This window comes from Microbacterium sp. ISL-59 (assembly GCF_018613945.1).
Taxonomy (GTDB): Bacteria; Actinomycetota; Actinomycetes; order Actinomycetales; family Microbacteriaceae; genus Microbacterium; species Microbacterium oxydans_B.
This window is the reverse complement of record NZ_JAGGPG010000002.1, coordinates 407,480-428,085: the sequence shown is the minus strand read 5'-3', so window position 1 is coordinate 428,085 and position 20,606 is coordinate 407,480. Positions and strand designations below refer to the sequence as shown.

Annotated in this window: 20 protein-coding genes; 6 read left to right on the top strand and 14 right to left on the bottom strand. The window is 68.4% G+C overall.

Going from position 1 to position 20,606, the window contains the following annotated elements; translation table 11 throughout:
* Window positions 1-348: 348 nt before the first annotated feature.
* The 9 genes from J7E45_RS06230 to J7E45_RS06190 all read right to left on the bottom strand — a co-directional run bounded on the left by J7E45_RS06230 (window position 349) and on the right by J7E45_RS06190 (window position 10,560).
* Window positions 349-855 (bottom strand): hypothetical protein, encoded by a 507-nt coding sequence (locus tag J7E45_RS06230; protein WP_215067907.1) that lies wholly within the window; start codon window positions 853-855, stop codon window positions 349-351.
* A gap of 28 nt (window positions 856-883) precedes the next feature.
* Complete coding sequence (locus J7E45_RS06225; protein ID WP_215067905.1) at window positions 884-3,217, bottom strand: arylsulfatase; 2,334 nt, start codon at window positions 3,215-3,217, stop codon at window positions 884-886.
* A 114-nt stretch (window positions 3,218-3,331) separates the two neighbouring features.
* Complete coding sequence (locus J7E45_RS06220; protein ID WP_251053485.1) at window positions 3,332-3,928, bottom strand: DUF1349 domain-containing protein; 597 nt, start codon at window positions 3,926-3,928, stop codon at window positions 3,332-3,334.
* A gap of 58 nt (window positions 3,929-3,986) precedes the next feature.
* On the bottom strand, window positions 3,987-4,685 hold the full coding sequence (locus tag J7E45_RS06215) for an ABC transporter ATP-binding protein (RefSeq protein WP_215067903.1): 699 nt from the start codon (window positions 4,683-4,685) through the stop codon (window positions 3,987-3,989).
* A 5-nt stretch (window positions 4,686-4,690) separates the two neighbouring features.
* Entirely contained in the window at window positions 4,691-6,955 is a 2,265-nt protein-coding gene (locus tag J7E45_RS06210; protein ID WP_215067902.1) for an FtsX-like permease family protein, read from the bottom strand.
* Between the two features lie 53 nt (window positions 6,956-7,008).
* Window positions 7,009-7,677 (bottom strand): TetR/AcrR family transcriptional regulator, encoded by a 669-nt coding sequence (locus J7E45_RS06205; protein WP_215067901.1) that lies wholly within the window; start codon window positions 7,675-7,677, stop codon window positions 7,009-7,011.
* Window positions 7,674-8,438 carry an ABC transporter permease gene (locus J7E45_RS06200; protein ID WP_215067900.1) on the bottom strand — a complete coding sequence of 255 codons (765 nt, stop codon included), beginning with the start codon at window positions 8,436-8,438 and terminating at the stop codon, window positions 7,674-7,676. Before J7E45_RS06200 ends, J7E45_RS06205 begins: the two co-directional genes overlap by 4 nt.
* Window positions 8,428-9,375, bottom strand: coding sequence for an ABC transporter ATP-binding protein (locus J7E45_RS06195; RefSeq protein WP_215067899.1), 948 nt, complete (start codon window positions 9,373-9,375; stop codon window positions 8,428-8,430). Before J7E45_RS06195 ends, J7E45_RS06200 begins: the two co-directional genes overlap by 11 nt.
* Before the next feature lie 84 nt (window positions 9,376-9,459).
* Window positions 9,460-10,560 carry an acyl-CoA desaturase gene (locus J7E45_RS06190; RefSeq protein ID WP_215067898.1) on the bottom strand — a complete coding sequence of 367 codons (1,101 nt, stop codon included), beginning with the start codon at window positions 10,558-10,560 and terminating at the stop codon, window positions 9,460-9,462.
* A 288-nt stretch (window positions 10,561-10,848) separates the two neighbouring features.
* On the opposite strand from J7E45_RS06190, the gene J7E45_RS06185 reads away from it, so the two are divergent.
* The 3 genes from J7E45_RS06185 (at window position 10,849) to J7E45_RS06175 (ending at window position 14,095) form a co-directional block, all read left to right on the top strand.
* Window positions 10,849-11,499 (top strand): GntR family transcriptional regulator, encoded by a 651-nt coding sequence (locus J7E45_RS06185; protein WP_091035518.1) that lies wholly within the window; start codon window positions 10,849-10,851, stop codon window positions 11,497-11,499.
* A 198-nt stretch (window positions 11,500-11,697) separates the two neighbouring features.
* Window positions 11,698-12,720 (top strand): TerC family protein, encoded by a 1,023-nt coding sequence (locus tag J7E45_RS06180; protein ID WP_215067896.1) that lies wholly within the window; start codon window positions 11,698-11,700, stop codon window positions 12,718-12,720.
* 94 nt (window positions 12,721-12,814) lie between these two features.
* A complete protein-coding gene (locus tag J7E45_RS06175; RefSeq protein ID WP_215067894.1) occupies window positions 12,815-14,095 on the top strand; it encodes a hemolysin family protein in 1,281 nt (426 codons plus the stop codon).
* A gap of 19 nt (window positions 14,096-14,114) precedes the next feature.
* Here J7E45_RS06175 and J7E45_RS06170 read toward each other — a convergent pair whose 3' ends face one another.
* From J7E45_RS06170 to J7E45_RS06150, 5 genes are all read right to left on the bottom strand, one after another.
* Entirely contained in the window at window positions 14,115-15,020 is a 906-nt protein-coding gene (locus J7E45_RS06170) for an arginase family protein (RefSeq protein WP_215067892.1), read from the bottom strand.
* Between the two features lie 40 nt (window positions 15,021-15,060).
* Window positions 15,061-15,963, bottom strand: a complete 903-nt coding sequence (locus tag J7E45_RS06165) for an SDR family NAD(P)-dependent oxidoreductase (RefSeq protein ID WP_215067889.1) — start codon at window positions 15,961-15,963, stop codon at window positions 15,061-15,063.
* Between the two features lie 34 nt (window positions 15,964-15,997).
* Window positions 15,998-16,666, bottom strand: coding sequence for a cation transporter (locus tag J7E45_RS06160; protein ID WP_215067887.1), 669 nt, complete (start codon window positions 16,664-16,666; stop codon window positions 15,998-16,000).
* Complete coding sequence (locus J7E45_RS06155) at window positions 16,666-17,004, bottom strand: helix-turn-helix transcriptional regulator (protein ID WP_167634174.1); 339 nt, start codon at window positions 17,002-17,004, stop codon at window positions 16,666-16,668. The genes J7E45_RS06160 and J7E45_RS06155 overlap by 1 nt, the downstream gene beginning before the upstream one ends.
* 94 nt (window positions 17,005-17,098) lie before the next feature.
* On the bottom strand, window positions 17,099-17,641 hold the full coding sequence (locus J7E45_RS06150; protein WP_167634176.1) for a small multidrug efflux protein: 543 nt from the start codon (window positions 17,639-17,641) through the stop codon (window positions 17,099-17,101).
* Window positions 17,642-17,797: 156 nt separating this feature from the next.
* Here J7E45_RS06150 and J7E45_RS06145 point away from each other — a divergent pair, with 156 nt between their 5' ends.
* From J7E45_RS06145 to erm, 3 genes are all read left to right on the top strand, one after another.
* Window positions 17,798-18,997, top strand: a complete 1,200-nt coding sequence (locus J7E45_RS06145; protein WP_308162064.1) for a histidine kinase — start codon at window positions 17,798-17,800, stop codon at window positions 18,995-18,997.
* Entirely contained in the window at window positions 18,994-19,596 is a 603-nt protein-coding gene (locus J7E45_RS06140; protein WP_215067882.1) for a response regulator transcription factor, read from the top strand. The genes J7E45_RS06145 and J7E45_RS06140 overlap by 4 nt, the downstream gene beginning before the upstream one ends.
* 225 nt (window positions 19,597-19,821) lie before the next feature.
* Window positions 19,822-20,586, top strand: coding sequence for a 23S ribosomal RNA methyltransferase Erm (erm, locus tag J7E45_RS06135; RefSeq protein ID WP_215067880.1), 765 nt, complete (start codon window positions 19,822-19,824; stop codon window positions 20,584-20,586).
* Window positions 20,587-20,606: the final 20 nt, after the last annotated feature.

The window sequence follows — 20,606 nt, the reverse complement described above, 5'->3', positions numbered from 1 at the left end:
GTACCGTCAGGGGGATAACCCCCGAGCTGCAGGCGAGCGAGCGGGGCTCATCGGTGGATACGGGTGACCGCTCGTGCCGCAGCTGCCGAAAACGATCGTTTTCGGCACCCCGTGCCGAGGTCGCTGGCTGACCGCGCGACACGCCGGTCGCACGCCTACCGAAACCCCCTGCCGAAACCTGTTGCGCCGAAACCGTCCGCTTGGCGTTTCCGGCAGGACGGGATGAAACGCGATTTCCGACAAGTTCTGTGAGACAACCAGGGCTCGCGGCAGCGCACCGCCCACTCGTCTTTCCGGGGATGTCGTGTCTCAGCCACTGACAACTTTCGTGAGATCGGACATGATTGCTCACGGCTTCCCGGATGCCCGCAACCACTCGACCGCTTCCTCCACCGTCATCTCGGTTCTCGTACCGTCGGGGCTCCGCCGAGAGCCGAACAGCACCCGATGGTCATAGTGGCTGCAGTTCTTGCGGAGAAGTTCGTAGTAGAAGTCATCGAGATAGATTTCGAACTCCTCGGCGAAGGAACCGGAGCGCGGCAGCCGGGGCGTCTTCAGCCAGTGCACGACGGCACGGATATCGTCGCTTCCGAGTGCGACGGTCGGGGGGTCCGGAAGCGACAGCCGGAAGGCCAGTACCTCGGCGCCTTCGCCTTCCCACCATTCCGCGAGGTTGAAGGAGCTGGTGTCTTTTCCTGTCAGCTGTCGGACCCGGGCCGACAGCGACTCGTACGCGGATCCGTCCTCGTCGCCATGCTCATCGACGAATCGCGGATACGCGTGCAGCTCACGCAGCACAGCGTCGTACCGCGCTTCGGCGGTCTCGAGGTCTGGTTGCAGTGGGCGCGGGATCACACAGTCAGGATATGGCGCGGCCTTCCTCTCAGTCTCTGGCCATGGCCGCCGCGAGGTGTCGCTCGACATCGATGTACACGTCGTCCGCGACGTCGAAGATCACCTTCCGCAGATCGCCTCCGGTGAAGCCGAATCCGGGTGCGTATCCGGACGTGACCGCGTCGCCTCCGTCGTAGCCGATGCACAGGCCCTCGCCGCAGAGTGCGAAATGCCCGGCCATCGTCCGGAATCGCGCTGACGCCACCGCCTCGTCGTCGATGTAGAGGGTCGTGGTGCCGAACCACTCGCCGTGCTCGCCGCGCTCCTCTTTCTGGAACTCGACGCCGAAGACGTGTGCTCCGGATTCCGGCAGGGGCGCTTCGATCATCTGCTCCGGGGGGATTCCGAGGAAGTTGTAGACGTAGCGGAGGCTGCCGTCCTTGACGTACAGGGTGTGACCGCCGAATCTCGCCCCGTGCGCGAAGATCACCCCCGACGTGTCCGGAGTCGTGGTGACCTCTGCGAGAACCTTCCATGAGACGCCGTGCGTGTTCGCGGCCGACCGTTCCGGAACCTCGCTCGTGCCCGGATAGTACGTGTACGTGCCGCTGGGAGGCACGGGCACCTTGAACTCCATCGCGAGGAAGGCAGCGAGGTCCTTTCCGGCGACCTGCATGTCGTTGAGGGGCAGGACGTTGTTCTCCTTCGCCTGCTCGAACCAGAGCGCGATGAGCTCCTGCAGCTTCTCGGGGTGCTCGGCGGCGAGGTCGGTCGATTCGGAGCGGTCGACGTCGGTGTGGAAAAGCTGCCATCGATCGTTGACGAAGTCGCTGATCCCGGAGATCGGACCGTGTTCGGTGACGGCTTTCCAGCCGTCCTGCCAGATGCCGCGCTGGCCGAACATCTCGTAGTACTGGACCCGCTTCTGCGTCGGTGCCTCGGCATCGTCGAACGAGTACGACATCGATACGCCCGCGAGCGGGTTCTGCGTGGCCCCGTCGACGACATCCGGGAATTCGACACCGCAGGCCTCGAGGATCGTCGGCACGATGTCCGTCGAGTGATGGTATTGGGATCGCACCTCGCCGCGCGAAGCGATCCCCTTCGGCCAGGAGACCACGAGCGGGTCGCAGATGCCGCCCTGATATGTGTAGCGCTTGAACATGCGGAAGGGCGTCGAGAACGCCACCGCCCACCCGGTCGGGTAGTGCCCGTACGAGTTCACCGTGCCGAGATCGTCGATCATGGCGAGGTTGTCCTCGATCAGGTCGGGGTATCCGTTGATGAACTTGCCTTCGTTCACCGAACCGTTCGGGGACCCCTCGCCGGACGCGCCGTTGTCGGCGCAGTAGATGACGAGGGTGTTGTCGAGCTGTCCCGACTCCTCGAGGTAGTCGATGATGCGCCCGACCTGTGCATCCGTGTATTCCGAGAGGCCGGCGTACACCTCGGCCATTCGGCTGAACAGCCGCCGCTCATCCTCTGTGAGCGTGGCCCAGGGCCGAACATGATCGCCGTCGGCGAAAGTTCCCTCGGTCATCGGATTCAGTGCCGTGAGCGCCGTGGACTCCGGCAGGATGCCGCGTTCGATCATGCGAGGCAGCACCCACTCGCGGTACGCCTCGTAGCCGTCGTCGAACACGCCCTTGTACTTGTCGATGTATTCCTTCGGTGCCTGGTGCGGGGCATGGTTCGCGCCGGGGCAGAACCACAGGTACCAGGGCTTGTCGGGCTCGGACTGTTTGGAATCCCGAATGAACGACATCGCTTTGTCAGCGAGGTCCTTGGACAGGTGGTACCCGTCCTCGGGTTGATACGGCTGCTCGGTGTAGTGGTTGTCTTCAGCGAGGTCGGGGTACCACTGGTTCGTTTCGCCGCCGATGAAACCGTAGAAGCGGTCGTACCCCTGTCCCAGCGGCCAACGCTCCTTCGATGCTCCCATCGACCATTCGTCGACGGGGACGTTGTGGTTCTTGCCCACCCAGAACGTGCTCCAGCCGGCGCGCCGGAGGACCGTCGCCATGGTCGCATTCTCGCGCGGGATGTGGGAGCTGTAGCCGGGGAAACCCGTCGACGACTCCGAGATCGACGCGAAACCGTTCGAGTGATGATTGCGTCCGGTCAGGAACGTCGATCTCGTCGGCGAGCACAGCGCCGTCGTGTGCCATTGCGAGTAGGTGAGTCCATCGGCCGCCAGCCGGTCGAGCGTCGGCATCTGGATCCGTCCGCCGTAGGGAGACCACGCCGCCAGGCCAGTGTCGTCGTAGAGCACGACCAATACGTTCGGGGCACCCGCCGGAGCCTTCTGCGGGAGGAAGGCATCCCAGTCTGCTTGCGAATCGCGAACATCGAGATCGATGACGCCGGTGAACTTTCTGCCCATGCGGACCCCCAAGTGTGAAGCTGTCGTTGGGTCCATGCCAGCACGTGCAGGAGCTCCGCGGGGCCTCGTCTCACCTCCGAGGGGTGAGCATCCCTCCGCGCAAACGAGCCGGCCTCAGGAACCGTCGCGCAGGTCGACCGGGGCTCCCGCCGAGAACCGGATCCGGTCGAAGCGCGAGTCGCAGTCCTCTCCCATCGGCGCCTGCGACATGAAGCCCACCGTCACAGGGAGATCGGTCTTCAGGCGGAACACCCGGACGAACTCCCACCGGTCGCCGTCGTCGGAGGCATGGAAGGCGAACGCGTCTCCGATGCGGGCGACGCGGAGGTACACGAACTCGCGCTCGACGAGGGTGGAGTTGCAGTCATCGGAGAACTCGTTGGTCACCACGCTGACGACCATCGCCGGTCCGTCGGGCGAATATTCGAAGCAGAGCTTCGCCCAGTACTGCTCATCGCACCACAGGCCCAGCACGGCGGCGTCGAACGTCGTCCGCTCCCCGATGACGCGAGCTCTGGCGCTCAGCGTGAAATCACCATCGGTCCGAAAGCCCAGCAAGCTCGCGCGGTGCTGTGCGGGGCCGCCGAGCGAGTCGTTGGTCCAGTCCCCTCCTGGGGCCGCGTGCAGCACGAGCTCGCCGGTATCGCCGTCGTAGCTGGCATCCAGTTCGCCGTTGGTCCATTCGAGCGTCGGCAGGGCAGGTATCTGCATGGTCGTTCTCCTCCGTGTCATTGCGGTGTGGGTGTGGGTGTGCGTGTGTAGGGGTCGTTTAGACGGGAACGGCGTCGAGCATCCGCCCGTCGACGAGATGACGGCGGGACCGCGCCCGCTGAGCGACCACATCGTCGTGCGTGACGACGATGATGGTCATGCCTGACGCGTTCAGCTCATCGAACACGTCGAGCACGTCGTCGGTGGCCTCCCGGTGCAGGGCGCCGGTCGGCTCGTCCGCGATGAGGATCGGCGGGCGATTCACGAGGGCGCGACAGATGCCGACCCTCTGCCGCTGGCCGCCGGAGAGCTCGTGCGGTGCGCGAGCGACGAGGTGTCCGATCCCGAGCCGATCCATGAGGTGCGCGGTGTTCGCCAGAGTGTCTGCCGCCACCCGGCCGTGTCGTCGCACCGCCGGGAGGAGGATGTTGTCGATCACGGACAGCTCGTCGAGGAGGTCGGTGCGCTGGAACACGAATCCGAGCGTGGTGCGACGGATGTGTGCGAGGGCTTTGTCGTCGAGCGCGGAGAGATCGTCGTCGCCGATGCATACCGACCCCGACGACGGTTGGTCCAAGCCGCTCAGACACGAGAGCAGAGTCGTCTTGCCGGAGCCGCTGGGACCCGTGAGGGCCAGATAGTCGCCTTCGGAGACATCGAGGTCGATTCCGTCGAGCACGGTCGCGAAGTCGCCCGCGGCCGACTCGAAGCGGCGGGTGACGGCGCGCGCCGTGATGAGTGCGGGCGATCGTTGCATGTCGGTCAGCTTTCGTTGAGGAGTGCGGGGCTGTGGGCGCAGGCGATGAGGGCGCCGACCACGGCGGCGGCAGCCACCACGGGTCCGGTGATCAGGCTCCAGCCGTTGGCCGCGACGAGGTCGGTGGCGCCTCCGCCGAACGAGGAGAGGGTGGCACCGAGCACGCCGGGCCCGAGCGACTCCGTCGCGACCCACCCGAGGAGAAGACCGGCCCCGGCGACACCCACCGCCCGGAGCAGGGGGATCGTGCGCAGCCCGCCGCGAGACCATCCGAGGAGCCGCAGCAGACGCAGATCGGACTCGTCGCGAGTCGCCTCGAGCCGCCCCCGGAGAGCGAACACCAAGAGCATCACCACGGCAGCGGCTGCCCAGGCGATCATCGACGCCGTCTTCAGACGCTCGACCGTGTCGCCCAGCGTGTAGTGGACGAACCTGTCCAGCTCGGTGAACGTCGCCGCGGGGTGATCGAGCGCGAGTGACGAGGCTTTCTCGCCCTGGTCGACGCCGTCTCGGAGGTCGACCATGAACGTCTGCCACAGGGGGATGCCCTGACCGCCGGGCAGCTCGACGGCTTTGCCCGATCGGCCACCGTTGGTGATGTCGTGATAGACGCCCGTGATGCGGTACCGATGGGTCGAACCGGCCGAGTCCACCCGGACGGACTGTCCGACCTCCACCCCCGCGTTCTGTGCGGCGAGGGTCGACAACGCGAGCTCCCCGGGCAGTGCGGGGGCTTCGCCACGGGCATAGGCGAGGGGGAAGGCCGAGGTGTCGCCCACCTCCAGAGCGACGTCATCGGTGCGCGCCGCGGCGATGAGCGCGACCCGGAAGCTGGTGGCCTTCGCGAACCGGGCGATGTCCGGGTCATCGCGCAGAGACCGCTCGAGCGCTTCGCCCGCGCCGGACTCCGCGCCCTCGCGGACGAACGCACGGAGGTCGCTCTGGCCGACGCCCATGGTGGTGACGAAGTCGGGTGCCGCGATCGTCTGGGTCACACGCTGGGGCAGGGCCGCCAGCACGACCGCGAAGCCGACCATGACGATCAGCAGCACGGCGGTGGTGGCCCGGGTGGTGAGTCCGCGGACGGCGAGGCGGATGCTGACCGGAATCGGAAGATCCCAACGCAGCGCACGCGGACGACCTCGGGTCTGCGCCGACACCCCGGGCCTGGTCAGAGCGAGCAACGGGCTGATGCGGCGCACCCGGCGCAGCAGGTGCGCCGCGAGCGCGGTCGGGATCGCGGACGCGACCACGACGGCCAACAGCATCACGAGCGTCACCGCGTTGCCGTGCCCGTCCGAGGGAGCGCCGCCGCCTCGCAGGAGTGCGGACGCGGGGAAGACCAGGAGCAGGGCGACCAGGACCGCGGCGCCCGAGTGCACGGCGTATCCGAGGAGCAGGGTCGACGAGACCTCGCGGTGCGAGAAGCCGATCGCCCGCATCACGCCGATCCGACGTGCGTCCTGTTCGAGGGCGGTGAGGACCATGATCCGCAGGCACAGCAGCGTGATGGCGAGCAGGACGATGCTCACCAGGATGGTGAGGATGGCGACCAGGCCGTCTGTGAGCGCGGCGATCAGACGCAGCAGGCTCCCGTCGACGGCCGCACCGTTGGCCGGGAGTCCGGCCGCACGGTATGCCTCCGTGAATCGATCACCCGCGTCGTCGACCAGGCGGAAGGTGAGGATGTGCTCCACGGGAAGCCGCTCGGCAAGGTCGTTCCAATCCCCTTCGGAAAGCACGAATCGCTTCGAGTTGACCAGACTCGGCCCCATCTGGGCGTCGCGGACGACGTCGGCGACGGTGAACGTCTGCACGTCGCCGTGCACGGAGATCTCGACCGTGTCACCGCGCACCAGGTCGTAGGCGTCGGCGTAGTAGTCGGGCACGGCGATCTCGCCGTCGCGGACGCTCGTCGGCGTGCCGTCCGGTCCGAGCAGGAAGTCGAATCGCGGGCTCTGCGTGACCAGGAGGAGGTCCATCACGCCGTCGCGCGCGGCATCCGAGATCCCGTGCATCCGGAGATCCTGGTTGTCGAGCTGCAGCGCATCCTGCACCTGGTGGTGGTCGACGATGTCCGGGTGGGCTGCGGCGAAGGAATCCAGGGAGGAGGTCTCGAGGGGGCCGACGTGCATCTGCACGGCATCCGGTGCTTCCGCGAGCGCGAAGAGCCGTTCGGTCGCCCCGATCGTCGAGACGAGGGTGGCGACACCCGCGCCGGCGGTGGCGGAGCTGATCGCCATCAGCAGGATCAGCGAGACGCTGCTCACGGGATTCCTGCGGATGCGAGCGAATGCCATCCGCCACGCGGTCGAGGCCGCCCTCACGATGTCGGGGGGAGGGGGAACGGCCAGCCGTGCAGGATGGCGCCGATGCCCGCCTCGAACTGCCGTTCGGCCGACGGCGCCCACCCTGCGGCGATGATCCGGCCGAGGTGGGGCAGCTGCGAGAGCAGTGCTGCTTCGGTGTCTTCGTGCTCGCCCTCGGCCGTCTCCGCAGCGGTGGACTCCGACCCCGCAGGAGCGCTGAACTCTCCCATCGCCGAGGCGACGGTGATCATCACGAGCACGTTGACGAGGTCGCCGAGGGCCGGGTCGACCGGAGCCCCGAGATCGAGCAGGATGCCGATGGCCTCGTCGGCCACGGCGAGCGCCGCCGGTGAGGTGATCGGATGCGTCGCGACGATCGGGATGAGTCCGGAATGCGCGGCGAGCTCGGCGCGGATGGCCCGCATCAGTTCGTGCGCGTAGGCGCGCCAGTCGGGCACCCCGGAGGCGGAGGGTAGCGAGAGTCCGGTCCAGAACTCGTCGGCGAGTGCGTCGGCGAGGTCCGACTTCCCGGCGAAGTGCCGATAGGCGGTCATCGGATCCGCCCCGAGCGCGGTGCCCAGGCGGCGCATGGTGAGCTGATCCAGGCCGTCGGCGTCGATGAGCTCGAGAGCCGCCGACAGCACGTCGGCGCGGGAGATCCGCTCCGGTCGAGGTGTCATCATGAGATTCCTTTCCGCCTGCGCAGGGCGAGCAGAGCGACGGCGAGCAGGACGAAGCCCGCAGCGAAGCCGAAGAGTGCCATCGACGGACCGAGCGCGTCGAGAGCTCCGGCGCGATCCAGGGTGAGCGACCGCATGGCCTGCAGAGCCCAGTATGCAGGCGACGCCGGAGCGATGGTCTGCATCCAGGTCGGCAGCGCCTCGACCGGTCCGAACGCGCCGCCGACCCCCGCCATGAGCATGGCCAGCACGTTGCCGATGACCAGGGCGAGTTCGAGGGATCGGGATGCCGAGACCAGGAGCAGTCCGAAGCCGATCATCGCCGCCGAGAACGCCACGAGCACCAGGACCAGCCCGAGCGCGGAGCCGTTGGGGCGGTACCCGAAGAGGAGCGCGCCGCCGAGGAGCACCGCGACGAACTGCAGCAGCTGCGCGGCGAATGCCGTCAATGACTTGCCGAGGAGGAGGTCGACGCCGCGGGCCGGTGATGTCCGCAGCCGGTCCCACGTGCCCCACTGCTGATCGCGGAAGAACGCCGTGACGACCTGCTGGACGCAGAGGAGGGCGAACAGCACGGCCAGGCCGGGGACGGCGTACTCGACACCGGACGCCGAGGCGTAGCCCGCGGTGGCCAGCTGCCCGCGCGCACCGGGGACGAAGAACGGGACGAACACGAGCGGAATCACCGTCATGACCACGACCGGAGACGGGTCGCGCCACAGGATCCGTGCGTCGATCGCTGCGACCGCGAGACTATGCCGCAACACCGTGCACCTCCGCGTCGTCGAGTGCCGGTGTCTCCTGTGCGCGGAGCAGGCGCACGTACGCGCTCTCGAGGGTGGGGCGAGGGAACTGCACATCGATGATCGCGCTCGCGCTTTCGCCGAGGCGGGCGATCAGGTCGGCGAGCTGCTCACCCGCGCTGGTTCCCGTCGATCCGCTCACGAGCCAGTCGCCCTCGCGCACCCAGCCGGCCGGCGGCTGAGCATTCGTCTGCAGGCGCACGCGCACGCCGTCGCCCTGCGACCTCACCACCTCGCTGACGTCTCCGAGATCTCGCAGCACGCCGTCGTGCAGGAGAGTGAGTCGTGACGGGAGCTGCTCGAGCTCGGTGAGGTAGTGGGTGGTGTAGAGCACGGATGCTCCGTCGTCGGCGATGCGGCGCACCAGGTCGAGGATCTGCTGGCGCGACTCCACGTCGGCGCCGACGGTCGGCTCGTCGAGGAACAACAGGCGTGGGCTGTGGGTGAGCGCCATTGCGAGGTGCAGTCGGCGCTGCTGGCCGCCGCTGAGCTGCTCGGCGCGGACGCCGGTGCTCTTGGTGAGCCCCAGTCCCTCGATCACCGCCGCGCATCGTGCGCGCAGCCCTCGCCCGCGCACGCCGTGAAGACGAGCGAACCCCTCGACGTTCTCGCGCACGGTGAGCGAGGGGTAGATGCCGAGTCGTTGCGGCGCGCTCCCGATCAGGGAGGCGGCGGTCTCTCGGCGGGAGGCGAGGTCGATGCCGTCGACGGTGACCGACCCGGAATCGGGTGCCAGCGACCCGTTGGCGATGGCGATCAGCGTGGACTTGCCTGCGCCGTTGGGGCCGAGGAGACCGAGGATCTCACCCGCGGGCAAGTCGAGATCGGCGCCGGAGAGCACCGCGCGCTCGCCGAAGGATCGCCGAATGCCGCTCAACCGCAATCGTGTGTCGCTCATGGTTCCCCTTCGTAGATCTACATCGTAGACTAACTGGAGAAGGGGCGTAGAGCGAACCCGTCGAATGCACGCTGGATCAGCGAATCACCCGACCGCCGCCCCGAAGCTTCGCTGTTCCACGAGCGGGCACGCGAACACGTCGCGCTCGCCGAGTCCGACGCGGTTGATGTAGCGCACCACGATCGCGTACGAGGCGAACAGGCCCACCTGGGTATAGGGCACGCCATGGTCCCGGCAGTACTCGGCGATGAGGGGTGCGGCACGCCGCAGGTGCGGGCGCGGCATCGACGGGAACAGGTGGTGTTCGACCTGATAGTTCAGACCGCCCATCGCGATGTCGAGGAAGCGATTGCCGCGGACGTTCCGACTCATCAGCACCTGCCGGCGGAGGAAGTCGAGGGTCATCTCCCTCGGCACCACCGGCATCCCCTTGTGATTGGGCGCGAAGGCGATGCCCATGTAGAAGCCGAACAGCCCGAGCTGCACCCCGAGGAAGACGAACGCGATGCCGGGGGAGAGCACGAGGAAGACCAGCACCAGGTAGCCGATCATGCGGATGCTCAGGAAGGCGATCTCCGCCCACCGTCGCTCCAGTCGCCCGCGTGCGAACATCCGCCGCACGCTCGATGCGTGCAGCGACAGGCCCTCGAGCAGCAGGATCGGGAAGAACAGCACTCCCTGGTGTCCGCGAAGCCAGGTGATGACCGGTCCATGATGCCGCGCTGCGGCTTCGGGGGAGACGGCGATGACCGGGAGCTCGATGTCGGGGTCGGACCCCAGCTTGTTCGGGTTCGCGTGGTGGCGGGTGTGCTTGTGCTGCCACCACCCGTAGCTCATGCCGACGAGAAGATCGCCCAGGATCAGGCTGATCCAGTCGTTCCAGCGTCCGGACACGAAGATCTGCCGATGCGCGGCGTCGTGCCCGAGGAAGGCGATCTGCGTGAACACGATCGCGAGGACGGCGGCCGTGAACAGCTGCCACCAGGTGTCGCCGATCCAGACGAAGGCGAGGAGGCAGACGCCCAGGATGAGCGGCGCGGCGATGAGCTTGGTCCAGTAGTAGCCGTACCGACGGTGCAGCAGCCCGCGTCCACGGACCTGCTGCGCGAGTTCGGTGAACGCGCTCGACGTGCGTGGCGCGCTGTCGGGCGGGCGCGTGCGGATGGTCGGACGGATGCCGTCCATGATGACCTCTTCTCCACGCCGACCTCTGCGGCGGCGCGTTCTGCGACCCGTGCCTCAGCGATTCCCGGTCGTCGTCGGAAGCGGCCTTCGCTGGTGGGTTCGGGGGCAGGGTACGCCGCGAACCTGCGTGCGCTCTGAGACGACAAGCACCCCTCGCGGCGGTTTCCACGGTCGTCGGCCTCTGGAATGCGATACATTGCATGGTAGGTAGAACTTCAGGCTCTACGTCGCTGCAGGCTCAGTGGAGGAAAATTGGCACTCTCAGGCGGACCCCTCGAGCGCAGGTCCATGAGCGACGAGGCATATGCCCGGTTGCAGGATGCGATCATCAGCGGTGAGTTGCGTCCGGGGGAGCGGCTGCGGGACTACGAGCTCGCCGAGCGGCTCGGCACGTCGAAGACTCCGATCCGGCACGCCCTCGACCGGTTGGCCGATCACGGCCTGGTCGAGATGCAGCGCAACCGCTACACGCGGGTGGCGCCGATCGACCTCGATCGGGTTCGCAACGCCGTCGACCTCTTCGGCGACATCTGGATCGGCTCCGTGCGCCACGTGATGCCCGTGATCCAGGATGACGACATCGTCTACCTCACCGACCTCGCCGACGACATGTCGAGGGCGGTCAAAGCGCGCGACGTCGCGCGCTTCGGAGTCGCTCTGCGCTCCATCGCCACCGGATTCGCCCGCATCGAGGGCAACGCGGCGCGCGCGGTGATCATCGAACGGCTCGGGCCGCAGATCCGGCGCTTCGGCGAGCACTCGCGGGACGCCTTCGAGTGGGACAAGATCGAAGCTTTCGCGGTCGCGATCCGCGAAGCGATCAACGCGCGCGATGCGGTCCAGACCCGAGCAGTGCTCGTCACGCTCTTCGACGACGTGCTCCCCGCGACGATCGACCGTGCCGAAGCTGCGGGTGTGGACATCGTCGACGAGGACTGATCCCACCGTCGCCGGCATTCCAGGCGAACCCACAGGAACTGCAAAGGGTCGTCTTCTAGCCTGGAGATCCCAAGGGGAGTACTCCGATACGGTCGGGTCGTCATTACGGATGCACGTCGCATCCCGGGCCACCGGTTCCTGTTCAGGAATGGAGAAGACTTTGGCGGTGCTTTCGCGCCCCGAGTCTGGAGTCCCCGTTTGGATATCACCCCCCTGATCTGGATCATCACGATCGCGGTCACGATCGCCTTCTTCGTCTACGAGTTCTTCGCGCACGTGCGCACGCCGCATGCGCCGACGATCGCGGAGTCCGCCCGCTGGTCGATCTTCTACATCAGCCTCGCGCTGTTGTTCGGCGTCGGGATCGGCGTCTTCTCCGGGTGGACGTTCGGCGGTGAATACTTCGCCGGCTACCTCACCGAGAAGGCGCTGTCGATCGACAACCTCTTCGTGTTCCTCATCCTGATGACCGGCTTCGCGGTTCCGAAGATCTATCAGCAGAAGGTGCTGATGATCGGCATCGTGATCGCGCTGATCCTCCGTGGCATCTTCATCGCCGTCGGCGCGACGCTCATCGAGAACTTCTCCTGGATCTTCTACCTGTTCGGTGCGCTGCTCCTCGTGCTCGCCTACCGTCAGGCGTTCAGCAACCATGAGAGCAACCCGGCGAACGGGCGCTTCATGACGTTCGTGCGTCGGCACCTGCCAGTCAGCGATGAGTACAACGGTGACAAGCTGACGGTCGTCAAGAACGGCAAGCGCTTCGTGACGCCGATGCTGCTCACGATCATCGCGATCGGGTTCATCGACCTGGTGTTCGCCGTCGACTCGATCCCCGCGATCTACGGTCTCACCGACCAGGCCTACATCGTCTTCACCGCCAACGCCTTCGCGCTCATGGGCCTCCGACAGCTCTACTTCCTCATCGGAGGACTGCTCGAGCGGCTCGTCTACCTGGCCCAGGGACTCGCGGTCATCCTCGGGTTCATCGGCGTCAAGCTCGTCCTGCACGCGCTGCACGTCAACGAGCTACCTTTCATCAACGGCGGTCAGGGCGTCGAGTGGGCGCCCGAGATCCCGATCTGGTTCTCGCTGCTGTTCATCGGTGCGACCATCGCGGTGGCCACGGCGGCGAGTCTCATCAAGACCCGCCGTGCGCCGGACGCCGTCACCGCTTCCACCGACACCACCCCCACCATCACGCAGAAGGAGCACTCTTGAGCGCGCAGCGCTGTTCTGACTCTTCGGACTCTGACAGTACGAGCGCCCGGTTCATCCCGGGCGCTCACCCCACCACAGACGAGGCGGCCCGCTGATGGGCGACCTGCTCTGGAACATCGCCCTCGTCTTCGCGTTCGTGCTGATCGGCGGTGTCTTCGCTGCGACGGAGATGGCGCTGGTCACGCTGCGCGAGAGCCAGATCAACGCGATCGGCCAACGCGGGCGCCGTGGGGCCAAGGTCGCGGCTCTCGCCCGCAACCCCAACACCTTCCTCTCGGCCGTGCAGATCGGTGTGACCGTCGCCGGGTTCGCCTCGGCCGCGTACGGTGCGACATCGATCGCCCCGTCGCTGGCGCCCGTGCTCGAGTCGTGGGGTCTCGCCCCCGCTCTCGCGCTCACGGTCGCGACACTCGTGCTCACGCTCGTGATCGCCTACCTGTCGCTCGTGCTCGGAGAGCTCGTGCCCAAGCGCCTCGCGATCCAGCGCAACGCGCAGTTCGCCTACGCGGTCGCGCCCGCTCTCAACGGCTTCGCCACGGTCATGCGTCCGGTGATCTGGGTGCTCTCGGTGTCGACGAACGCCCTCGTCCGGCTGCTCGGCGGAGACCCGCACAAGACGAGCGACGAGATGACTGATGAGGAGGTGCGCGACATCGTGGCCAGCCATCAGGGGCTGCCGGATGACGAGCGACGCATCCTCGACGACGTGCTCTCCCTGCGGGGGCGGCAGGTCAGCGAGGTCATGCGCCCGCGCCCGGAGGTCGTCGCCCTCGACGAGGCCGCGAGCGTCGGCGAGGTGATGGCGCAGGTGCGAGACCTTCCGTTCTCGCGCTATCCCGTCTCGGAGACCTCGATCGACGACATCACCGGTTTCGTGCACGTGCGCGATCTGTTCGAGGCGGTGTCCGATGATCCGACGCGTCCGCTGCGCGCGCTCATGCGCGAGATCCCGTACATCCCCTCGTCCGCACGGGTGCTGCCGACCCTCACCCGGATGCGCGCGGAAGGGCACCACATCGCGGTCGTCGTCGACGAGTACGGCGGCACCGACGGCCTCGTCACCCTCGAAGACCTCGTGGAGGAGGTGGTCGGCGAGATCTTCGACGAGTACGACGCCGAGGTGTTCATCTCTGCGGACGACGGACTCGACGGGCGCCTCAACCTGCAGGACTTCGAGGAGGCCACAGGGCTGGCCATGCCGCGCGGCTCGTCCGACACCATCGCCGGGTTCGTGACGGAGCAGTTGGGTCGACTCGCCGTCGTGGGCGACACGATCGAGGTGCCCGGGGCGACGATCCAGGTCGCCGAGCTCGACCGGCGTCGGATCTCGCGAGTGCGGGTCACACTCGAGCAGGTCGTGGAGCCGCAGGTCTGACCACGCGACCGGCCGGTGATCAGGGCCGCTGCACGCGGCTGCCGAGTTCGCTGAGGCCTTCGGTGAGGATATCGACCAGCAGGCGGGCATAGCGCCCGTCGGGATCGAGGTCGGGGTCGAACACCGTGATCGAGGCGCCGATCGCGCCCGGTGCGAGTTCGCGCAGCAGGGCTGTGAGTTCCGCCGCCCCGATCCCGCCGGGGTCGGGGCTGTCGACGGCGGGCATGATCGCGGCATCGAGTACGTCGACGTCGACCTGGAGCCAGTATGCGGAGCCCGCGACGGCGGCGGCCTCCGCACCGACGTGGGCGGCGCCGAGGGAGAGGACGTCGGCGGAAGAGAAGACACCGCCCAGGATGCCGCGAACCTCCGGCAGATCTTCGTCATCGTCGCGGTGGCCGATGTGCGCGGTGTGCTCGGTCGCGAAGGACGGACCCAGCCCGTCGATGTCGGCGACGGCGGGCCAGTGTCTGCCGATCGCCGCGGCGAGAGCCTCTCCGGCCAGGCTCGCGCATTCGTCGCTGTTGCCCGGATGGCGGAAGTCGGTGTGGCCGTCGACATGCACCAGCCCGATGCCGCCGCGGCGCACGGTCGCGAGACCGGCACCGAGCAGGATCGCGCAGTCGCCGCCGATCACGAGCGGAGCTTCGCCCCTGTCGAGCGCCGCGCCGATGCGTGCCGCCAGACGCCGCGAATGGTCGATCGTGGCGCTCTCATTGCGCACGTGTCCCGGCGCTCTCGTGGCATCGTCGTCGACGTAGCGGCCAGCCAGGACGACGCCGGAGTCGGTCGCCCCGAGCTCGGCGAACCGTGCGAACAGGCCGGCCTCGCGCAGAGCCTCCGGTGCCTTCGCTGCACCGGGGACGCTGCCCGGCTCGGGCGGACGCAGGCCGAGGTTGGACGGAGCCGACAGCAACGTGATCATGCCTGCATCCTGCCCCGGGCATCGGACATTCGGAGGGGGGTCAGGCCGGGAAGCGCACCCCGGTGATGCTCTCCGCCGCTGCCCACAGCGCCGTCCCGATCGCCGCGGAGCGCACCTCGTCCGAGGCGGCCACCCGCGCCGGCGCTCCACGGAACTCGAGCAGACCGCCGGGGCCCCAGTACTCGCCGCTGACGACCTCCGCGGCCGTGGCCGCATGCACGATCGGCAGCGCGCCGCCGTCCTTGCCCTGCACGAGCGCGCGACTCGGCGCGGACAGCGCGCGGACGAAGCCGGACACCTCGGCGAGACCGGGACGTGAAGGCGTGAGCTGATCGACCGCATAGCCCGGGTGCGCGCAGACAGCCATTCTGGAGGAGCCCGACCAGCGCCGGGACAGCTCGAAGGCGAACGACATCAGCGCCGCCTTCGATCGCCCGTACTGCCGCAGTGAGGAGCCGGTCCACCGGGCGTCGAGGGTCGCCGGGGCGAGGGTCGCGAAGCGGTGCGCGATAGAACCGACGGCGACGACGCGGGCGTCCGGCGCGAGGACCGGCTCGAGCTGCGCCACGAGGGCGAAGTGCCCGAGGAAGTTCGTGCCGACCATGAGGTCGAAACCGTCGCTCGTGCGTGCCGAGCGGTCGGCAGCCTTGACGCCGGCATTGCAGATGACCGCGTCGATCCGTTCGCCGACGTCGGCTGACGCTTCGGCCACGCTGTCGAGGGAGCCGAGGTCGAGCGGCAACACCCGGAGGTCGGCGTCCGGCACCTGCGCGCGGATCGCCGTCACCGCTGTCGCCGCGCGTTCGGCGGAACGGCATCCGAGCAGGACCCGCGCACCCCGTGCGGCGAGCTGCTCCGCGCACCAGTACCCGATGCCCGCGTTCGCTCCGGTGACGAGCATGGTGCGCCCGAGCAGATCACGGGCGGGAGGAGCGGCATCCATTCCTCCAACCTAGGCCGCGCGGATGTCTCCCACCTCAGTGGTCATGGTCGTGGTGCTCGTCGTCATCGTCTTCGAGGAGCATGCCGACCGAGGTCGCGCAGGCGTCGCCCTTCCACGCCTCGATGCCCTCGCGCACGGCGAAGGCCGCGATGACCAGTCCGGCGACGGCATCCGCCCACCACCACCCGAGCAGGGAGTTCGCAACCAGTCCGATCAGGACAGCGGCCGAGAGGTAGGTGCAGATGAGCGTCTGCTTCGAGTCCGCGACGGCGGTGGCGGAGCCGAGCTCGCGACCTGCACGGCGTTCGGCGAACGACAGGAACGGCATGACGGCGACGCTGACGGCGGTCAGCACGATGCCGACGGTGCTGTGCTCCGGGCGCTCGGCGGTGACCAGCGCTGCCACCGAGGTCGCGGTGACGTAGGCCGCGAGGGCGAAGAAGGCGACCGCGATGACGCGCAGGGTCGGCTTCTCCCAGCGTTCCGGATCACGGCGGGTGAACTGCCAGGCGACCGCCCCCGCAGAGAGGACCTCGATCGTGGAGTCCAGGCCGAACCCGATGAGCGCGGCGGAGGAGGCGACGGATCCGGCGGCGATCGCGATGACCGCCTCGATCAGGTTGTAGGCGATCGTGATGCCGACGATGAGGCGGATGCGGCGATGCAGGGTCTCGCGGCGGGTGAGGGCGAGCGTGGCGGTCATCAGCAGGTGCAGCCTTCGCCGGAGCAGCAGTCCGGTTCCACGAGGAGTGTCACCCGCATGAGCATGTCGAGCGCGGGTGCGAGGTGCCGGTCTGCCAGGCGATAGCTGCTGCGGCGGCCGTCCGGCACGCTCTCGACGAGGCCGCATCCACGGAGGCACGCGAGATGGTTCGACATGGCCTGGCGCGAGACGCCGAGCGCTTCGGCGAGGTCGGCGGGATAGGCGGCACCCTCCCGCAGGGCGAGCAGGACACCGGCGCGTGTGGGGTCGGAGAGCGCGTGCCCGAGGCGAGCGACGGCGGCCGTGTGCGTGGGGGAGGAGGCGAGGGCGGTGGTCACGTGACCACTGTACAGAAAACAATGAATTCAGAACAGGCTGAATTCAAAGATGCGGGGAGGCGACGAGATGTCACGCCCCCGCACCCTGACTTGCTCAGCGGATCGCGTACACCGCGCTGCCGACGATGACGGCGAAGATGGTCGTCCAACCGATGATCGCCAGCGCCTGCCAGAACAGGATGCGGGCCTTGCCGATGCCGGAGGCGGCGAGCATCGTCGCCGTGAACTGCGTCGGCAGCAGGAGGGGGCCGAGCAGGCTGACTCCGGGGACGCCGTAGCGCTCGAACGCGCGCTGGAACTTCTCGCGACGCGGGGTGCCGTGCGCGGTGTCCGCCGTGCCCGCTGCCGCCTCCTCCGTCGTGCCGCCACCGGCGAGGGCGACCGCCTTGGCCCGCGAGCGGTTCACGACGGCCTGTCGGGCCCCCGAACTCACCAGCACCACGACCACCACGCAGAGGAAGTTGCCGACCATTGCGGCGATCGCGGCGACCACGGGTGGGATGCCGCCGATGATGCCGATGCTCACCGCCCCCTCGCCCTCGATGAAGGGGATCGCGCCGGCGAGGGCGACGATGAGGGGCTGCACGAGCTCGGGAACCTGGGCGACCAGGTTCTGGAACGTCTCGATGAGGTTCATGGGGTGCTCCTGGATGTCGGTGCGAACGGAGTCTCCGCCGCGATGACTCCAGTCCACTCGAAGGGCGGGCACTGCGGCAGTGTCGAGCCGTCACCGCTTCCCGGGTGGATCGCACGAGACAGCCGTGACAACTGTCACGGCCGTATCGTGGGGTGCGTGAGCAGCCAGGTCGAGCCCCTCGCCCCCGTCGAGCCGAGTCCGGGGGCGCGACAGCTGTCCCGCGGGGTCACGGCCACGTGGTGGTACACGGTGACCGCCGTGATCGCGTTCGAGCTCGCCCTGATCGCGTCGTGGACGCTCACGTCTCTCGCTGACGACTTCGAGGGGTTCGTCGGCCTGGTCGTCGGCGTCGGCGGCATCCTCTGGTGCGCGTCCACGATTCCGTTGCTGCTCGATTATCGGCACCGGCTGGACGCCGAACCGGGCGTGCGCTGGATGCGTCTGGCGCTGCCGTTGGTCGTCGCCGTCGTCTACGGAGCTGTCGCCGGTGTCGTGGTCGGCAGCTGGCAGCTCGCGGTGATGCCCCTCGTGCTGACGCTCGTGCTGCTGAACTGGCCGCGCGGGGTGCGGTACAAGGTGGTGATCACGGCGACGATCGCGCTCATCCTCCTCGGCATCGCGGATTCCGCTCTCGACGTCGCCGACGGCAACCCGTTCCTGATCCCCGCCGTGTACACCGTCTTCTTCCCGGTGATGCTGGTCAGCTCGCTGTGGTGGTGGGACGTGCTGATCACGCTCGACCGCGCCCGCGCATCCGAGGCGAAGCTCGCCGCCACGCAGGAGCGGCTGCGGGTCGCCACCGATGTGCACGACCTGCAGGGGCACCACCTGCAGGTCATCGCGCTGCAGCTGGAACTCGCGGAGCGTCTGCTGCCGACCGACCCCGACGCGGGGATGGAGCAGCTCCGTGCCGCGCGGGTCAGCGTCGACGAGGCGCGCCAGGGGACCAGGGACCTCGCGACCCGCTTCCGCTCGGTGCCGCTGGGGGATGAGCTCGCCAACGCCCGTGACCTTCTCACTGCGGCCGGGCTCGAGGTGGAATCAGCCATCGACGCGGATGCCGATTCCGCTCCGGCATCCGCGCTGGGTCCCGTCATCAGGGAGACGACGACGAACGTGCTGCGGCACGGCGGGGGAGCGCGGGCACGGCTGGCGCTCCACAGGACCGCGGATGCGTGGCGGTACGAGATCGCGAACGACGTGGTCCCCGGCGCCGAGGTCGAGCACGACGGCTCCGGTCTGGAGGGCGTGCGCCGCCGGATCGAAGAGGCGCACGGTTCCCTCGAGGTGCGACGCGACGGCGACGATTTCGTGGTCGTCGTGACGGTGCCGACGCAGGGTGAGGGTGCTCGATGATCCGCGTGCTGCTCGCTGACGACGAGGCGATGATCCGCTCCGCTCTCGCGGCGCTGCTGCGCCTGGAGCCGGACATCGAGGTGGTCGCCGAATGCGCCGACGGCGAGCAGGCCGTCGCCGAAGCCCTGCGCCTGCAGCCGGACGTGTGCCTGCTGGACCTCGAGATGCCGGGACTCGACGGCGTGCAGGTCGCCGAGAAGCTGAACAGGGCGATCGCGACGCGCTGCGTGGTCGTCACCCGCCATGCGCGACCGGGCGTGCTCCGTCGCGCTCTCGCGTCCGGCGTCTCCGGCTTCCTGCCGAAGTCCCGGGGTGCCGACGAGGTCGCCGCGGTCATCCGCCGGGTCGCCGCGGGTGCTCGCTATGTGGACCCCGAGATCGCCGCCGACGCTCTGAGCGACGAGCGCTCCCCGCTCACCGACCGGGAGCTCGACGTGCTGCGCGCCGGTCGCCGCGGCGAGACGACCGGACAGATCGCGCGGGCCCTCGCCCTCGCGCCCGGCACCGTGCGCAACCACATCTCGGTGATCCTCGGGAAGCTCTCTGTCGGCAGCCGTCAACAGGCCGTGCTCATCGCCGAGGAGCGCGGCTGGATCTGACTGCCGTTATGCTGGCAGGCATGGGAACCATATGCGCAGCGCCCATGATGGGGCGCAACTTCGTGATCCGCGACCGCCGCGCCTGACGGCGCGCTCGCTTTCCGCACGCATCTGCGCGCCGTCCACCGAGATGTCATCGCACCTCGGGACGGGCAGCCCTCACTGACGCCTCTTCGCGTCCTCCCCTCCTTCGAGGTGCTCCGATTCTTCTTCTGGAGCGCACTCATGCCTCGTTCAATCCATGGCGGCCGCCACGAACTCGGCCAGAACTTCCTCACCCATCGTCCGACCCTCGCCCGCATCACCGACCTCGTCGGACGCACCTCGGGCTCGATCCTCGAGCTCGGCTGCGGTGACGGCGCACTCACCCGCTCGCTCGCGAGGCTGGGGCGACCCCTCGCGGCGATCGACATCGACGAGCATCGGGTGCATCGCCTGCGAAAGGCGCTGCCCGACGTGCGCATCGAGATAGCGGATGCGACGCGCCATCCGCTCGACGCGGAGGTCGTCGTCGGCAACATCCCGTTCCATGTGACGACGCCCATCCTCCGGCGACTGCTGTCCAGCGGTCGGTGGCGTCAGGCGGTCCTGCTGACGCAGTGGGAGGTGGCCCGCAAGCGGGCAGGCGTCGGCGGCGGCACGATGATGACCGCGCAGTCCGCGCCGTGGTTCGAATTCTCCCTGGAGGGCCGGGTTCCGGCCTGGGGGTTCTCGCCGCAGCCGAGCGTCGACGGTGGGGTGCTGGCCATCACCCGTCGCGGCTCACCGCTCGTCCCGGCATCCGACCGCCGGGAGTACGAGGCGTTCATGCGGTCGATGTTCACGGGGCGGGGATCGAACCTCGCTGCGGTGCTGGCCACGGCGGCACGCATCCCGATGTCCCGTGCGCGACGAGCGGTGGCAGCGGCGGGTGCCGACGACCGGCGTCTTCCCCGCGACCTGCGCCCGGAGCACTGGGCCGCCCTTTGGGATCAGGTCTCGCAGCGATGACGCAGGGGACCGTCGAGCAC

Excerpts from the sequence above, each read along its gene's own strand:
- J7E45_RS06225 (WP_215067905.1), bottom strand. The coding sequence starts at position 3,217 with ATGGGCAGAAAGTTCACCGGCGTCATCGATCTCGATGTTCGCGATTCG.
- J7E45_RS06220 (WP_251053485.1), bottom strand. The coding sequence starts at position 3,928 with ATGCAGATACCTGCCCTGCCGACGCTCGAATGGACCAACGGCGAACTG.
- J7E45_RS06215 (WP_215067903.1), bottom strand. The coding sequence starts at position 4,685 with ATGCAACGATCGCCCGCACTCATCACGGCGCGCGCCGTCACCCGCCGC.
- J7E45_RS06205 (WP_215067901.1), bottom strand. The coding sequence starts at position 7,677 with ATGATGACACCTCGACCGGAGCGGATCTCCCGCGCCGACGTGCTGTCG.
- J7E45_RS06195 (WP_215067899.1), bottom strand. The coding sequence starts at position 9,375 with ATGAGCGACACACGATTGCGGTTGAGCGGCATTCGGCGATCCTTCGGC.
- J7E45_RS06190 (WP_215067898.1), bottom strand. The coding sequence starts at position 10,560 with ATGGACGGCATCCGTCCGACCATCCGCACGCGCCCGCCCGACAGCGCG.
- J7E45_RS06185 (WP_091035518.1), top strand. The coding sequence starts at position 10,849 with ATGAGCGACGAGGCATATGCCCGGTTGCAGGATGCGATCATCAGCGGT.
- J7E45_RS06175 (WP_215067894.1), top strand. The coding sequence starts at position 12,815 with ATGGGCGACCTGCTCTGGAACATCGCCCTCGTCTTCGCGTTCGTGCTG.
- J7E45_RS06170 (WP_215067892.1), bottom strand. The coding sequence starts at position 15,020 with ATGATCACGTTGCTGTCGGCTCCGTCCAACCTCGGCCTGCGTCCGCCC.
- J7E45_RS06165 (WP_215067889.1), bottom strand. The coding sequence starts at position 15,963 with ATGGATGCCGCTCCTCCCGCCCGTGATCTGCTCGGGCGCACCATGCTC.
- J7E45_RS06160 (WP_215067887.1), bottom strand. The coding sequence starts at position 16,666 with ATGACCGCCACGCTCGCCCTCACCCGCCGCGAGACCCTGCATCGCCGC.
- J7E45_RS06150 (WP_167634176.1), bottom strand. The coding sequence starts at position 17,641 with ATGAACCTCATCGAGACGTTCCAGAACCTGGTCGCCCAGGTTCCCGAG.
- J7E45_RS06140 (WP_215067882.1), top strand. The coding sequence starts at position 18,994 with ATGATCCGCGTGCTGCTCGCTGACGACGAGGCGATGATCCGCTCCGCT.
- erm (WP_215067880.1), top strand. The coding sequence starts at position 19,822 with ATGCCTCGTTCAATCCATGGCGGCCGCCACGAACTCGGCCAGAACTTC.